The 15,052-nt window shown below is 57.0% G+C and carries 12 protein-coding genes; 3 read left to right on the plus strand and 9 right to left on the minus strand.

The genetic code is table 11. The features are described 5' to 3' along the window. Positions 1 to 85: 85 nt before the first annotated feature. The 6 genes from cmr6 to cmr1 are packed head-to-tail and all read right to left on the minus strand — an operon-like array spanning position 86 to position 6,704. Positions 86 to 1,078 (minus strand): type III-B CRISPR module RAMP protein Cmr6, encoded by a 993-nt coding sequence (cmr6, locus tag HQL63_05340; GenBank protein MBF0176257.1) that lies wholly within the window; start codon positions 1,076 to 1,078, stop codon positions 86 to 88. Continuing rightward, positions 1,075 to 1,515, minus strand: a complete 441-nt coding sequence (cmr5, locus tag HQL63_05345) for a type III-B CRISPR module-associated protein Cmr5 (GenBank protein ID MBF0176258.1) — start codon at positions 1,513 to 1,515, stop codon at positions 1,075 to 1,077. The genes cmr6 and cmr5 overlap by 4 nt, the downstream gene beginning before the upstream one ends. A gap of 14 nt (positions 1,516 to 1,529) precedes the next feature. Continuing rightward, positions 1,530 to 2,387, minus strand: coding sequence for a type III-B CRISPR module RAMP protein Cmr4 (cmr4, locus tag HQL63_05350; GenBank protein ID MBF0176259.1), 858 nt, complete (start codon positions 2,385 to 2,387; stop codon positions 1,530 to 1,532). Further along, positions 2,375 to 3,535, minus strand: a complete 1,161-nt coding sequence (locus HQL63_05355) for a type III-B CRISPR module-associated protein Cmr3 (protein MBF0176260.1) — start codon at positions 3,533 to 3,535, stop codon at positions 2,375 to 2,377. The genes cmr4 and HQL63_05355 overlap by 13 nt, the downstream gene beginning before the upstream one ends. A 2-nt stretch (positions 3,536 to 3,537) precedes the next feature. Beyond that, on the minus strand, positions 3,538 to 5,472 hold the full coding sequence (locus HQL63_05360; protein ID MBF0176261.1) for a type III-B CRISPR-associated protein Cas10/Cmr2: 1,935 nt from the start codon (positions 5,470 to 5,472) through the stop codon (positions 3,538 to 3,540). Further along, a complete protein-coding gene (gene cmr1, locus HQL63_05365) occupies positions 5,469 to 6,704 on the minus strand; it encodes a type III-B CRISPR module RAMP protein Cmr1 (protein ID MBF0176262.1) in 1,236 nt (411 codons plus the stop codon). Before cmr1 ends, HQL63_05360 begins: the two co-directional genes overlap by 4 nt. A 534-nt stretch (positions 6,705 to 7,238) precedes the next feature. Between cmr1 and HQL63_05370 the strand changes: the two genes are divergently transcribed. After that, on the plus strand, positions 7,239 to 7,907 hold the full coding sequence (locus tag HQL63_05370) for an FHA domain-containing protein (GenBank protein ID MBF0176263.1): 669 nt from the start codon (positions 7,239 to 7,241) through the stop codon (positions 7,905 to 7,907). Positions 7,908 to 7,909: 2 nt separating this feature from the next. Here the strand turns inward: HQL63_05370 and HQL63_05375 are convergent, their stop codons facing one another. The 3 genes from HQL63_05375 to HQL63_05385 form a co-directional block, all read right to left on the minus strand. Next, positions 7,910 to 9,577, minus strand: coding sequence for a protein kinase (locus HQL63_05375; GenBank protein ID MBF0176264.1), 1,668 nt, complete (start codon positions 9,575 to 9,577; stop codon positions 7,910 to 7,912). A 12-nt stretch (positions 9,578 to 9,589) separates the two neighbouring features. After that, positions 9,590 to 9,832: a nucleotidyltransferase substrate binding protein gene (locus tag HQL63_05380; GenBank protein MBF0176265.1), complete on the minus strand. Its 243-nt coding sequence runs from the start codon at positions 9,830 to 9,832 to the stop codon at positions 9,590 to 9,592. A gap of 247 nt (positions 9,833 to 10,079) precedes the next feature. Then, positions 10,080 to 12,512: a PBP1A family penicillin-binding protein gene (locus HQL63_05385; protein MBF0176266.1), complete on the minus strand. Its 2,433-nt coding sequence runs from the start codon at positions 12,510 to 12,512 to the stop codon at positions 10,080 to 10,082. Positions 12,513 to 12,778: 266 nt separating this feature from the next. Between HQL63_05385 and aroB the strand changes: the two genes are divergently transcribed. Together aroB and HQL63_05395 are read left to right on the plus strand one after the other, a co-directional pair. Next, positions 12,779 to 13,885 carry a 3-dehydroquinate synthase gene (aroB, locus tag HQL63_05390; GenBank protein ID MBF0176267.1) on the plus strand — a complete coding sequence of 369 codons (1,107 nt, stop codon included), beginning with the start codon at positions 12,779 to 12,781 and terminating at the stop codon, positions 13,883 to 13,885. A 334-nt stretch (positions 13,886 to 14,219) separates the two neighbouring features. Beyond that, complete coding sequence (locus HQL63_05395) at positions 14,220 to 15,050, plus strand: substrate-binding domain-containing protein (protein ID MBF0176268.1); 831 nt, start codon at positions 14,220 to 14,222, stop codon at positions 15,048 to 15,050. The last annotated feature ends 2 nt before the right edge of the window (positions 15,051 to 15,052 follow it).

Genomic DNA, 15,052 nt, shown 5'->3' on the forward strand with positions numbered 1-15,052 from the left:
CTGGACCCCGATTCATGGCTTGCCTGCACATCAAATCAACACGGTTGAGCCACTACAGCACATAACAGGCCAACACCCCCACTTGTCACTCTTTGCCGCAACGTTCCAGTCTCGGTTTGATCTCCTCCACCGAAACAACGTCTTCTCCCCCCTCTTCGTCCATATAGGCGATCTCGACCAGGCCATCTTCCTCCGCGCTGTCGATGCGGATCGGACGCCCGTCATGATATCTCTGCACCGGGGGGGGCGGCGTGGCATCCATCACCTTGAAGCGCCCCATCCCTGTTGCGGATTTGGCCCCGGCGCCGATCCATTGCAGGGCCTCCTTGAGCCATTCGGCAACCAGGCCACCATCCGTGTCGTGACCAGGGCGCGGCATGATGGCGAAGGAGAAGGGGGTTCCTGCTTCCACGGCCAGAAACGGAATGGGGGTTGGACTGTACCAGTCGGCAGGAGGTACCGGGACGGGTGATGCCTGCTGATACCATGGGCCATAGTGGGGGGTCATCACCTCGGCCACAAGTTGGACGGGTTTTTGGGGAAGCGCATCGAGAAAGATCACCGAACCGACGGATGGGGAGGTGGTTTGCGGTCCAGCTTCCGAGCCGAAGATGGCGGCAATCCGCGCCTCATCCGTATCGGTCCACTCCCGCACATAAGCCCGGACCATACCCTTGACGCCGGAGCCTGGCAGATAGGGAACGCCCAGGGATGGATGCCAGGTCAACCCGTTCTCCACCGGATGGGATCGGCCCAGGCCGGTGACAAAGCGGGTCTCCGCCGTGAATATGAAAAAATGCCCACGACAACCGGTAACCAGGGATTTTCTGCGTCGAAGATACTCGCCCAGAATGGCGTCATCTCCAACAGGTCGCGCATCTCCCAGATATCCTCTCTTGGTCCAAGCGTTCGTCACAGAGCGGACCCAACCCAGTTTGGCGCCTTCATCGCCCAGCTCTGCAAAATCGTCGCTCCACTTGTCACAAAATTTGTCATACCACAGGCCGGCGTTGCCACTGTTCAGTTTAAACGTCTTCCTTGCTGCTTCCATCGCACCTTTATAAAGAGGGCTCGTCATGACCCCTCTCCTGCCGGGTCAGGGGCGAGTTGCGCTTCAACAAGGAACGCATGGGCAAATTTTTTCAGCCATTCGGCATAAGCCAACGCTTCCGCCTGGGCAGTCAGGTAGGTTTTTTGGTCGGCGGCACACAAAGACTGCATGAAATCTTCGCTCTTCGCAAAGGGGGTGTCCGGTTCCTGGCTGTTGCACAACCATCCACGAAACTGATTATATATGGCCTCATAAGCCTCTTTTCGCCCCTTGTTTTCCCCTTTTTTCGATTGGGAGAGCGCCATGGCCATGGCCTGTCCCAGACCATTCGTGCGCATCTCGATGGGTACGGATTTGATGGCGGAGAGATAAAAGGTGTTGCGGTCAGGGGTGCTCGTTTGGGCAAATGCCTGGATGGCCTCCAGGGCATGTTTGGCCCGGCGTTGAGAAAGCAACTGTAGCATGGTTCCCCTCCTCCCTACTCGTGGAGACAGCAGCAACGGAACCACCCCTGCCCCGTGGTCTCGTTGCCGCCCAGACGCAGGTAGCCATGCATGGCAAAAAGATCCATCGCCTCCTGCAACGGATCCTTGGCGTTATGGTTTTCCTCGATCCCCGTGCGTTCCTCCACCACCACATACATGGCGGTATCCGGCGGCAGCGTCTCCTCATACCAGAGGGCCTGGCTCTTCTTGGTATCCCTCGCAAGGCTGTTGTGTGCATCCACCGGCAGGGCATGGCGGGCGAACCAGGCAAAATCATCGTCGGAAACCACGGCAAGCTGATGCTTCAAACGGCCTCTTACGCCAGAGTCGGCGATGACGGCTCCCAGAAACCCCGCGAGGGTCTCCAGATTTTCCTCCTGACCGCCACAGATCACAAAATTGCACTCCTCAAGGAACAACTTTCCACTTCCTGCCGCCATGACCACGCCACCGGCAAGGCAGGTAAAATTGATCTCTGGCGGGCTGGAGAAACCTTGCCGTTGTCGGTCACGCCGAAAACGTTCGATCAGGTGCGGACAGGTCAGCCATTTGTAGGCGCCGGTCAGGCTGCGTACCGGCAACAACAACAGCCGGGCATCGGAGATCAACAACGCCCCAGCCTTGTCCGGTTCGCCAAACAACCTGTCGGCGACATTCTCTGGGTGTTCTCCCTCTTTCCAGTATGTGTCAAACGCCTTCTGCCGCAGGGATCCTTTGACACTCGAACCGGGGACAAGGGGATAGTCGGTCGGTTTTTCCCGCGCCACCGGCAGATCGACAGCGGCATCCGACTGTCCCACGCCCGGATGTACGAAAGTTTCGGCCAAAAGACCGAGAATCATGCCACACATGGTGAAGCTGCCTCCTCTCTGCCTGCATAAGTACCGATGGCCATCCGGCCAAAGCCATGCCGGGTCTCTTCGCCAATCGCCGTAAGGTGCCGTTTGAGAACAGCCGCTTTTTGTTCGGAAGAGGCAGCCATTTCCATGAAAAAGACGCTGCCTGCCGGCAGAAAGGGGCGCAATGGACGTGGACCAGCCGGTTGACCGCCGTAACCGGCGCTGTTCCAACCCCCGATAAGGGTCATGCGTTCAAGACAGGCCGAGACGATCAGGCCCGGAAGCTGCGGCAGCGTCCCCCCGGGCTTTCGCCACGCCTCATCGGGGGGGCACAGGGGGCTGAGCAGGACCACCGTGTAGAACATCCGCTGACCTGCACAACGCAGGGAGTCCGGCGCCTCGGGCTGGGGCAAGACGGCGGAGAGCTCCTCCACCCAGCCGAAACGCCCCTCGCCGCCCAGCGGCATCACCCTGGGGCACGGCCAATCGCCGGGTAATCCATGGACCTCCAGGGCCAGCATGATGTCATCCCGCAAGCGGACGTGGGAGGTCGCATAGAGCATCCCCTTCCGGGCCGCGCGCGTCTGATAACAGCGGGCAAGCCCGATCCGGCTCTCCTGGGGCCATAAATCATCAGCCAGCAGCATCTCCTCTTTTTGCGGCACGCTGCCCTTCAGAAATCGGGTGAGGCCTCCAGCCGTCACCCAGGTGTCGGAGAGGGGTTTCCACCCTGGTCCACTCCCCTCCGGCAATTGCGGCAGGGAGACCGCCTGGCCCAGATCACTCTGCAACGGCGCACCCGGGGCCAGCCGGCAATAGCCCTCCCTGGTGGCATGCCCAAGGAGCGCGAGCGGCACCGGGTGGAGCGTCTCTAACCTGCCGTTCGCTGCGCAGACCGGGGTGGGGGGACCAAAGGTCAATGGCCCCATGTCGTCCGGTCCATCGCCAAGGATTGCCTGAAGCTCAGGCGACCATGGACCGTGCCGCCACCCCCTGGCCTCGGCCAAGGCTCTGCGCACCGCTCCACTCATGGTGCAGGGAAATGGTGGAAAATGGCTGTGCGCCCGGGCCAACCCCTCGTCACTCTGGTTGAAAGGCCGACCATCACGAAAGAAAAGGGTGTCCTGGGGGGTGATCTTGAAGGTACGGGGTTGCGTCATCGTCAGCTTCCATTCCACAGCCAAATACCGTTGTCGGCCAGAAAACGGGCCAGAAGGGCGCCATCCGAAGTGAACGCCCCCCTTTCGACACTCCCGCTCTCCTTGGTGAGCGGTCGGCAGACCCGCAACAATTCGTCTATTTCCTTCTCGACAATCTCACGCGCCATCTCTGTACCTTTAAGCCGCTCGGCGAAGAGAATGGCGTGGGTTTGCCTTTCGTCAAGCCCCTCCCACAAGGAGGAGTCATAACGATCCCGCAGATGGTAGACAAAGCTGGTGGAGCGGTCGTCGTCGTCGGCGAAGGCCTTTGCCAGCGTTACCAGGTGATGGATGACCCCGCTGGCCGCGTCCTTCTCTTCCTTGCGCCAGCACGAACCCCATTCGAAGGCATCGCCGCCGGATTTCATCACCGCCACGGCGATGCCGTCACGTCCATTTTTCTCCTTGGCCACCGCGTCCAGAAGGTGATGGACCTTGCGCAGTACGGCTGACAAGGCCACCCCGTGGTGGGCAAAGGCGACGCCTGCCGATATCGTTCCGCCGCCACCCTCTTTCCAGGAGGCCTGGTAGGCATCGGCGAGGAGTGCGGCGGCAGGCAGGGCAGATGGAAGAGGAAACAGCCCCAGATAGTCATCACCGCCGGCATAGATGGTCACACCGTCATGCTTCTCGACAATCTTCGGAATCTTGCCGGCAAACTCTCCCAAGGCCTTGCTGACCTTCTTGCCTCCCCATTTTTGCAGAAGATCGCCGATCCGGTCACCATCCATGAGCAGCAGGGCATAATAGGGCGATGCCTCCTTCATTTTGAGGCGGCGTTTGGTGGACTCTTCAAGCAGGTCACCCTGGAAGCGTTGGAGGGCCTTGAGAACCTCTTTTTGGGAACGGGGAGGAACCACTTTGTCGTTGCAGACGGCATCGGAGAAAAACAAATGGCCATCCAGGTCCGCGAACGCCCCCATAGGGTGAAAATTGGCAATGCGGGAAATATGCTCCGCCCGTTGCGTGAGGATCGCATCGTCACCGCACGCCTTGATGGCTTTGACGTAATCCTGACAGGCTTGTTCGTTCCGCTCACTTGCCCGCTTCATCCAGGGCGCCGCCGCCATATAGGCCGTGGAGGGCCATTTGCGCAGCACCTTCCGCGTCCCGTCCGGGATCCAGCCGACGGTCGACTTCAGCGTCTCGTCTGGCAGAAGGGGAAACAGGCGCTTGACCAGGGCGATGGCGCACAGGCGCTCGTTATCCCGCAACTCCAGGGTGTTGACTTCCTTGTTTCCCTTCAAGGCCGCATAGACCTCATCGAGAACACCTTGCCGGATGGAGTCCCAGAACACTTCCTGTCGCTCTCGCTCGCGGAACCTGACCCATCCGGAGATCTCCTGCCAGTCGCTCATGATCGTGCAACGATCTCCCCCCTCTTCCCGGCGCGGATGGGTGCGCCAGTTTTTGCGGCGGTCCAGCCACCCCCCATCGCTACCGTCCGAGGCTTGCCCCATCACCCAGGAGGTTTCCCAGAATCCGTCTATCTGCCGCTCCCAGATGGCCCTTGTCTCTCTTCCCCTGGGGGCCACGGGGGCGACAAACGTCTCCCAGACGGCATCGGCGAGGCCATGCCAGGCCTGGTTGATGGCCTCACGGCAGAGTTCCCCCGCCTGAACCTTCGCCTGGGTGATGGTCGCCTTGAACCGGTTGGGCAGGGAGCCGACCACGGGGGCAGGGTCGATCCCTTCGCCGCCCAGGGCGCGAAACATGGCATCCCCTTGCACATCGGGAAAGTCGATCTCACCCCACCCCTTGTCAACGAGCGCCCGCATCGCCTTGCCGGACAGCCACGACAGCAAAAACGACCCGGCCCACAAATCACGGGTGCGCCGCGCCTGGGCCACAAAATTCTGTACAGGCCCCAGAGTGAAATGAAGTATCTGCTCCGTCATGGCAGCACCGCAGATTTGTCGGGGAAATAGGATTTTTGCTTGGTCGAAGGTTCGGAATGCGGTCCTTTGCCATCGATGAACGTGTCCAGAACGCGCCAGTCAATTTTGGCGGGTTTGGGTCCGGGGTGCTTGTCCTTCAATGTCTCGACCTGATCGTCGTTGGGGAGAAATTCCGCCGGCAAACGGACGGATACAGCGATGTGAAGGTTGTCCTTCAACTTGTGGATGTGCAGCAACAATGGGCTGGCGCGGCGGTCAAGTTTGCCAGCTGGTTTGACACTGGCACCTTTACCATAATTATGAGGCAGACCGAATACGGTGCGACGTGGAACATAGTCGGAGGAGAGCGGTTTCCCCTTGGACCAATCGTGATCGTCCTTGAAATTCTTTTCGATGGGCTCACCATTGACCACCTTATGATGCCCCCAGGAGCGATAACGCTGCATTTCCTTGCCGACCTTATCCAGAAGCGCCAACGAATTTTCCCCCTCGCGCAAAACATCGATACGGCTCCCGGGACCGAAGGCGGTGAAGGGGGGGAGAGGTTCGGCCTGGGCATATGGGATATCGGCAAACAGACCGGCGATGCTTTGCTCGTACTCCTCCCGGCTGGAAGGAGGTACAAAGGAAACGGCAGGGTCTTCCGCCGCAAACCCCGCTGCGGTCAGTTCGACAAGACGCACACTGCCCCACCCCCGCCGCGAACGGCTGCCGATACCACCCAACAACCCCAAAATCTTGAGCGCACGGACCAGACTGTCGACCTCCCATCTCTCTGCCTTCTCCTTGACCATCAGGGAGATGATCAAACTTTGATCCTTTTGGAGACAGGATCGGGTGATAACACCTGCTTCTTTGCCAAACGTCCCCTGGCCGGCAAGATAACAAGCCCCGGGACCAACGATGCGCTTACCGTTCATGAGCTTTGTTTTAGGCTTGACCATCTCCAGATTCTCGACCTTTTCCAGCCGCATCAACACTGCCCCCTGGCCGTCCTCGCTGCTGCCGAAGAGTCGAACCTCCGCCTTATGCAGTTCTTGCAACGCCGCCTCTCTGCGCCTGGTGGCGACCTGTGCTGCGGCATAGAAATTCGGATAATGCAGCGCCCGCCACCACCAGCGCAGCACACCACGCAACGAGGCCAGGCGGAACAGCGCCTCGGCCTTTGCAGGGTCGGCGCCCCCCAGGAACATGGGTGTGACGATCTCGAAGGTCGCCTGCAACCGTCTCATGGATAAACTCCCTCTGCGGATAGATCGCCGGCATGATAAACTCTTTTTTTGCACAAAATCTTTAGGTGTTGTACCCCGCCTCCCGACTCGGAGGCAAGAAAAATAATAAGGAATCATGGCAAAAGTCATGATGTGAATGACAGGCAGTCTATAAAAAAATTTGATATGCAGATAATGGCACGCATCCAAATGGAGATACAGACGTAACGATTCACCACTCTTGCAAGAAAAGCCTGGACAAGAAAGCCTTTGTCAGGGCCTCGCCCCGAACCGAGTGAATCCCGTTCACGCAACCGCCTGGTACGCTCTGAACGTTCGGTGGCGCCAACCCTTGACCTGTTTGGAGACCTTGATAAGAATTGAACAGGGTTCAACGTTCAAACAAGGATCGCCTGATGAGCGGTTTGGGAGTTCTCTGTTGCCAAAACCCGGAATGTCCTGATCCTGCCAAGACCGTTTTGGAATGGGTTGCACGCCCTATGAGACCAGGCAGGTCAGCATGGGGCGCCACCATTTTTTTCAGGGAACTCATCCGTGCAGAACGGGATGACGGGAGATAAAAATATGGCGGTGTTTTCTTTGGCAAAATTTTTTCAGCAGGCACAGGCCACGACCAATTTGAAAAGTGACCGGGATCGGCCAATCCCGGATATCCAGAAAGCCATGCTCGACTCGGGCCGAATCGAGTTTGCCCAATTGGCCACATGGGTTGGCACTTACGAAAAAAAACAATTTGTCAGCATGTTTCCCATGCCGTTCCTGGCGGGATCCTCTGTCGTCCAAGGGGTATTGTCCACATTGTCACATCAGGAAATCACCAAATTGTTTGAAGAGAAAAGAGATGCCGTTCGTGTAAATCAAAATGAGCGGGGCTTGCTTGAATGGGCAGTCTATCCCCTGGTCAAAAAAAAAGGAACTTTCGGCACCGGAATAGATAAATTCTTGATCGGACGCACCTCGGAAAGCGATATCGTAATCCCGGATTATGCCATTTCAAAAAAACATGCGGAGATACGCATGGTTCATAAAAAGTGCTACATTAAAGACAGCGGCGCAAGAAATAAAACATCCATAAATAATGCATTGCTTGAAAAAAATATAGAGCGTCCACTGAAGGATGGAGACATGTTAAAATTTGGCCGATATAAATTTTATTTTAAAGATTCACAGGGCATCTATGAATTACTCAATCCGGAATTTTGATTCTATTTTTTTGTCAACCCATCAAGATTGATGGTTATTTCCAAATCGGCATTCTGGAGCTGAACCGATACCGTCCTGGTCTGATATCCCTCTTTTGCAACAGAGACCTGATAGGAATCGGGCGGTAAAAAAATTCCAGGTTCATATTTTTGTTTAATATTCAGGATGCGGACCACTGCCCCTTGCGGCTGGGTTTTGATGGTAAGCCGATGTTGACGTTCCGGCTTTTCGGTCTTTCCCACCACTCCATTCAATGTTGAGCTTTCTCCCGGCATTGATGCGGAAGTCGGCGTTGTGCCGGATGGCAAAGAACCCGGTACGCTGTTGACAGCGGAAGTCGGCGTTGTGCTGGCTGGCAAAGAACCCGGTACGCTGTTGACAGTAGAAGTCGGCATTGTGCCGGCTGGCAAAGAACCCGGTACGCTGTTGACAGCAGAAGTCGGCGTTGTGCCGGCTGTTGAAGAACCCGGCACGCTGTTGACAGCGGTTGAAACCGAGCCATGATAAAATATGCGCTCTCCCGTTCCAAACATTGCGGCGCCAAGGAACATGGAAAGCAGGGAGAGCACCCAACAAAACCGTCCCTTGGTAAGTTCACACCTGATTTTCTCCGAAAATGATCGTATCTCAGGCTGGATTTTGTTGCCACCTGGTGTGGGCGCACCCACGTTCATGCGCAGTTTGGTCAACCACGCTTCAAGATCTTGCGGACGTTGCGACCTGTCCAGTTTCAACGACCAGTCGATGGCTTCCAGCAGACGCAGAGAGAAATTTCCTTTGGCCAAAGAGACCGCACTCGGCAAAGGATCGGGCCGATTCTCGACAATGGCACGATTTCTTTCCTGGGGATTGATCGAACGTTTGCCGGTGACGATCAAATACAATACCGAGCCAAGAGAAAAAATATCCGACCAGGGGCCCTGTTCCCCGTCAGGAGCAAGTTGTTCTGGAGGAGCGTAAGCGGGCGTCCCCATGCTGGTCAACTTTTTTCCCTGTGTCATCATGGATTGCCGGGCCGCCCCAAAATCCAGTAATACAGGAACCCCGTTCGGTCGAATCAAAATATTGCCGGGCTTGATATCCCGATGAATGACACCCTCTTTATGTACATGCATGAGTCCATCGCAGAGATGGCGAATAAAAATAAACACATCTTTTTCGCTCATCAATTCTTTTTTTGACAGGGCATGAAGTTGCTTTTTCAAAAAGACATCCAGCGTTTCTCCTTCTTCATAGTCCATGACCATGTAGGCTGTGCCATTGGCCTTGAAAAATCTTTTTACTTTTACAATATTTGCATGATTGAATTTGGCCAGGGTTTTTGCTTCCAGCAAAAACCGGTTCATTCCCCACCTGAACATTTTCTCATCGGTGGGGTCCAAATTCACAGCCACCTGGTCACGCACCTGACCGTTCAGGCTGGAACCTGAAAAAACATCTTTCAAGAAACGTTTCACTCCCCATGAGGATGACTTGTCTTGGGCATCCGTTTGCACCAGCACCCGGGCATTGTCCTGACGGGTCACGATAGACCTTGGAAAAAATTCCTTTATGGCCAATCTTTGGTCCAGATTCGTATCACGCACAAGATAAGTTATGCCAAATCCACCCTGACCGATAACACGCTCAATTTGATATTCATGAAGTTGGTATTTGATTGGAAGATGCATGAAGTGAGTCCGTTATGATTGAAATTCATGTGGTGTCAGGCGTTGACCTGATCTATTTGAATACAGCGCGTTCGGGACAGCCAACGTCATTTTCAGATCATACCGCAGCGTCTTGCATGCCAACTCGTAAGTGAACTCAAAACGCTGTATGACACCATCTTGCACGATGGAGCCGGCAGGGCGTTCACGCAAAACGGCCTCACCCTCGGCAAGTCGCTCAATGGCACGCACAAACGATGTGAGATCCAGACCCATAACCCAAACTCCATCGTAACTATTCAGCACCCGACCACGAATCGGGGTCCAGGGGGCTGGCTCCCTGGCAGGTCCAGGACAGAGTCCTGGTGGGGTTCGGGGCGAAGCCCTGACAAAGGCTTTCATATCCAGGCTTTTTTTGAAAGGGTGCCGAATAGTTACACTCCATCATGCACTCGATCAACTTCCGGGCTGAAATTCAGGTCACTGTTCAGAACCCTTCCAAGGGAGGCCAAGCCGGCGCTCGTCAATAATACGCCCGGTCAAAATCGACCGGGGGAGGTTCTTCACCCGGGGAAGATCGATAGGGGGAGGTTTGCGGGCCTTCGTTATCCTTGAAGGCTTCGTAGACAATGCGTTGCGCATGCGGCCCGGGTGGATGACCAGTGTTGGGATCGACGGCTTCGAGGTGGATGCCGCTGGGGATCGGGAAGTCGGTGGCAGGACGGTTGGCCAGGGCGGCCCGCATGAAGTCGATCCAGATGGGCAGGGCGGCATGGGCGCCGGTTTCGCGTTGCCCCAGGGTGGAGTTGTCATCGTTGCCGACCCAAACCCCGGTGACCAGGGAGGGGCTGAACCCCACAAACCAGGCATCCCGCATGTCGTTGGTGGTACCGGTTTTGCCGGCCAGGGGACGTTTCAACACCGTAGCCTGGTGGCCGGTGCCGTTGGTGATCACCCCTTTCAACATGCTGGTAATCTGATAGGAGGTCTCCTTGGAGAGCTTCCGTCCACCAAACATGGGATGTTCCCGGCCATCCGCACCCTCGGCCAGGGCATCACGGGTGGGCTCCTGGTGGCAGAGCAGGCAGTCGCCCCCGCTGTGGCGCTGGATGGTCCGGCCATAACGATCCTGGACGCGGGAGATGTAGACCGGCGGAATCAGCTTGCCGCCATTGGCAAAAACCCCATAGGCGGAGGTGATCTTCAAGGGGGTGAAACCAACCGTGCCCAGGGCGATGGAGAGATCCCAACGCGAGTCGGGAATGGTCAACCCAAACCGGGAGATGGTGGCGACCGCATCGTTCAGGCCAATATTCTTCAGCAAGCGAATGGTCACCAGGTTGCGGGAGTGCTCCAAGGCAACACGCAGGGTGGTCGGACCATAATATTTGCGTTCATAGTTCTCCGGGCGCCACACTTTTTGTTCACCGGTGTCCGGGTCGCGATAGGTCAGGGGCATCGGGCTGTCATCGATCAGCGAGGCCGGGGTGTAACCCTTCTCCAAGGCTGAGGCATAGATGAACGGCTTGAAGGATGAGCCGGGTTGGCGTTGGCTTTGGGTAGCCCGGTTGAACTCGCTGCGCTGATAATCGTACCCCCCCACCATGGCCAAAATCTCTCCGGTATGCGGGTCGAGAGCGACCAGCGCCCCTTCGGCCTCCGGATCCTGTGCCAATTTGTAAATGTCACCTTTGTTGGCAGGTGGTTCAAGAAAAACGACATCCCCCGCCTTGATGGCATCCTGTATGCGTTTGACAGGGTTGCCGGGGAGCTTGAAATCGGACTTCAGGCGCATCCGCACCCATTTCATCCCCTCCATGGTCAGGGGAACTTCCTGGCCATCCACCAACTGGACCCGGGCCTGGGCACCATTCGCCGCCAGCCTGGTCACCAACCCCTTGAGATAGATCCCCACCTGTTCCCGGTCCGGACGCGGTTGGACCTTGGCCCGCTCCTCCACCAGCCAGGCCTGGATGGAAGCCGCATCCACCTTTTCCAGGTGGACTGCGGGCGCACGGTAACCATGGCGGCGGTCATACTCGATCAAACCGCGTCGCACCGCCGCCTGAGCGGCCCGCTGCAAGCGGGGATCCAGGGTGGTGTAGACATCGAGTCCACCCCTTTGCAAATGTTGCACCCCCCACTCGGCGCGGATGGTCCGGCGTACATGTTCTAGGAAATAGGGGGCCACCTGCTCCAGGGGAATTTGCGGGCGGGCCAGGCCAAACGATTTTTCGCTGGCCTCCTTCGCCTGCTCGGCGGTCACCATGCCCAGCTCCACCATGCGGTTCAGAACCAGCTTTTGCCGGGCGCGGGAGGCCTCCGGATGGCGCCAGGGATCCAGGCTGCTCGGGGCCTTGGGCAACCCGGCCAACAAGGCCATCTGGCCAAGATCCAGTTCGGAGACATCGCGGTCGAAATAAATACGTGCGGCAGCTCCGACACCATAGGCCCCGGCGCCCAGATAGATCTGGTTGACGTAGAGTTCGAGGATTTCATTCTTGCTGAACCGCTCCTCGATACGCAGAGCCAAAAGGATCTCCTTGACTTTCCGTTTGAGGGTCCGTTCCGAGCTCAGCAAAAAGGTTTTGGCCACCTGCTGGGTGATGGTGGAGGCCCCTTGCGTCACCCGCCCGGACTTGAGATTGGCCACGATCGCCCGGGCAAACCCGACCGGATCGACGCCCGGGTGGAGATAAAACCGGGAATCCTCGATCGCCAGGAAGGCCTGGATCAACATTTGCGGCACTTCACCACTCGGCACGAATTGGCGGCGTTCGAGAAAAAACTCTCCCAAAAGCTGATAATCCCGGGCATAGACCCGGGTCACCAGGCTTGGGTGGTAATCGGCCAGGCTGTTCAGGGTCGGCAAATCCCGCGAATAGCGTTTGTACAGGGCGAAACCGTAACCCGCCACGCCAAGGGAGATGAGCAGGAGCAGCAAAAAAAACCGCATGATCCACCCTTTTTTCTTGGGCGGTTTGACTCTTGCGGGTTTAACTTTACTGGTCGATCTGGTAGCGGCCATGAGGTATCAAGAGGTCGGTCTGCTCGGAGCCTGGAATCCTGCGACGCTGCGCAACCCGGCGGGCCACCGCCGATGGCGGGGAGAATCCGGGAAGATCAGGTTGACGGGATCATCCGCTGTGGTCCATGCTGGAGGGATTCCGTACCGCATCATCATCACACATATCACGCACCTTGACAAAGGAACCGGTTGCCATGCGCCCTTCCACCACGCTCTCCCTTGATCTCGGTCCTCGCAGTTATGACATCGTCATCGGCCACAATCTGCTGGGACAAATCGGTTCCCTGGTCAAGCCCCTGGCTCCGGGCCGGCAGGTGGCGGTGGTGACATCGACCGTCGTGGCCCCCCTGTACCTGAAACCGGTCGCCACGGCTCTGGCGGAAGCAGGCTTCACTGTCCTGCCCATCATCCTCCCTGATGGCGAAGAATACAAGGAGTGGCCAACCCTGCACATGATCTTCGACGCCCTGATTGAAAACCGCTTTGAACGGTCCACCATGCTGGTGGCCCTCGGTGGGGGGGTGATCGGCGACATGACCGGGTTTGCGGCGGCCACGTTCATGCGGGGGGTGCCTTTTGTGCAGATCCCCACCACCCTCCTCTCCCAAGTCGATGCCTCGGTGGGCGGCAAGACCGGCATCAACCACCCGCTCGGGAAAAATTTGATCGGCGCCTTTTACCAACCGCGCCTGGTTCTGATCGATGCCGCCACCCTGAAGAGCCTGCCGAAACGGGAGATTCTGGCCGGGCTGGCCGAGGTGATCAAATATGGTCTGCTGCGCAACGCCACGCTGTTTGCGCGGATCGAGGACGGACTTGACGCCCTGGTCAACATTGATCCCAAGGTGCTGGTTCCGATCATGCGCGCCTGTTGCGCCATCAAGGCCGACATCGTCGCCGCCGATGAGCGGGAGAGCGGCCAGCGCGCCCTGCTCAACCTGGGCCATACCTTTGGTCACGCCATTGAAACCTTGACCCGTTATCAAACCTTTCTGCATGGCGAAGCCGTGGCCATCGGCATGGTGTTGGCGGCGGATCTCTCCCAGCGCTGCGACCTTGCCACCGCCGACGACACCCAGCGGATCCTCGCCTTGTTGCAACGCGCCGGCCTGCCGACCAAAGCCCCACACTTTCCCGCTGCAAGCTATCTGGACGCCATGGCCCGAGACAAAAAGGTCCAGGATGGTCGTATCCGCTTCATTCTGATCGAAAAAATTGGTCAGGCCATCGTGCGCAACGATATCGATCCAGAGATGGTTGCGGCCACACTGGCGGCGCATATGGAGGGTGCGACAAGCTGACACGATGTAACCATTCAGTACCCGGCAACGAATCGGGGTCCAGGGGGCTGGCTCCCTGGCTTGGTCCAGGGCAGCGCCCTGGTGGGGTTCGGGACGAAGCCCTGACAAAGGCTTTCATGTCCAGGCTTTTCTGGAAGGGGCGATGAGTGGTTACGGTCCGGAGGTCTCTGAACGATTACGACACGAGAGAAGTGATGTGGGCCAATACTGAGGAGAGAACGCCAGCCACGTCGCCGGCTGGCAGATCATGTTTGGACCGTTTTGGAGCGGGTTTCACGCCCTGTGAGACCGGTCAGGTCAACATGGGGCACTACCGATCGCTTGGGAGTGAGGCATGAAAAATAATCATTTTTTTTTGCCATGGTGTTGCATGGGGTTTCTGTTGCTTGTTGGATCAACCGCATGGGCTGATCCCATTCGCATAAGTGGTACTGGCGCTCTTCTTTCCTCTGTCAAACAGGTCACAGACATCCATACGCAGCGACATCCTGACGTGCAGACCCAATTTATTTTTCCACCCATAGGTAGCAGCGGCGCCATCAAGGCTGTAGCCAATAAGCAATTGGATATCGCCCTGAGTGGTCGCCCATTAAAAAAAGAAGAAGAGTCAGCGGACTTGAAACAAACATGGCTTGGCCGCTCTCCGTTTATCTTTGTCGTTCACAAAGCCTCTCCTACGACCAAAGCAACTTTTATTCAACTTATTGAGTGGTATTCCGGTCGCCAAAAAACTTGGCCGGATGGCGCAAAAGTACGGGTTGTTTTACGTCCTCCCTCTGACACGGATACGGCCATTCTCAGAGGTATTTCTCCATCCATGGATGAGGCGATCACATCTGCTTACGCAAACCGGCAACCTGGTTCCTCCATGGCCGATACCGATATTGATCTTGTGGATATGGTCGAAAAGGTTCCGGGTGGACTGGGATCGGTAGCGCTGCCTCTGATTCTGGCAGAACGCCGTCCCCTTAAAGGATTGATCCTGGACGGCGTTGAACCTACAGTTTCATCCATGGATAATAATAGTTATAAACATGTCAAGCAGGCATTCTTGATTGTCCGTGCCGATGCCCCCAGCCACGTGCGTGCCATCATCGAGTTCCTGCTCACTGCGGAAGCAAAGGACATGTTGCTGAAGCTGGGAATTTCATCAAAAGAACCATGACC

The sequence above is a fragment of the Magnetococcales bacterium genome (assembly GCA_015231175.1).
Taxonomy (GTDB): domain Bacteria; phylum Pseudomonadota; class Magnetococcia; order Magnetococcales; family DC0425bin3; genus HA3dbin3.

Coding starts and splice junctions, on each gene's coding strand:
- cmr6 (MBF0176257.1), bottom strand. CDS start 1,078: ATGACGAGCCCTCTTTATAAAGGTGCGATGGAAGCAGCAAGGAAGACG.
- cmr5 (MBF0176258.1), bottom strand. CDS start 1,515: ATGCTACAGTTGCTTTCTCAACGCCGGGCCAAACATGCCCTGGAGGCC.
- cmr4 (MBF0176259.1), bottom strand. CDS start 2,387: ATGTGTGGCATGATTCTCGGTCTTTTGGCCGAAACTTTCGTACATCCG.
- HQL63_05355 (MBF0176260.1), bottom strand. CDS start 3,535: ATGACGCAACCCCGTACCTTCAAGATCACCCCCCAGGACACCCTTTTC.
- HQL63_05360 (MBF0176261.1), bottom strand. CDS start 5,472: ATGACGGAGCAGATACTTCATTTCACTCTGGGGCCTGTACAGAATTTT.
- cmr1 (MBF0176262.1), bottom strand. CDS start 6,704: ATGAGACGGTTGCAGGCGACCTTCGAGATCGTCACACCCATGTTCCTG.
- HQL63_05375 (MBF0176264.1), bottom strand. CDS start 9,577: ATGCATCTTCCAATCAAATACCAACTTCATGAATATCAAATTGAGCGT.
- HQL63_05380 (MBF0176265.1), bottom strand. CDS start 9,832: ATGGGTCTGGATCTCACATCGTTTGTGCGTGCCATTGAGCGACTTGCC.
- HQL63_05385 (MBF0176266.1), bottom strand. CDS start 12,512: ATGCGGTTTTTTTTGCTGCTCCTGCTCATCTCCCTTGGCGTGGCGGGT.
- aroB (MBF0176267.1), top strand. CDS start 12,779: ATGCGCCCTTCCACCACGCTCTCCCTTGATCTCGGTCCTCGCAGTTAT.
- HQL63_05395 (MBF0176268.1), top strand. CDS start 14,220: ATGAAAAATAATCATTTTTTTTTGCCATGGTGTTGCATGGGGTTTCTG.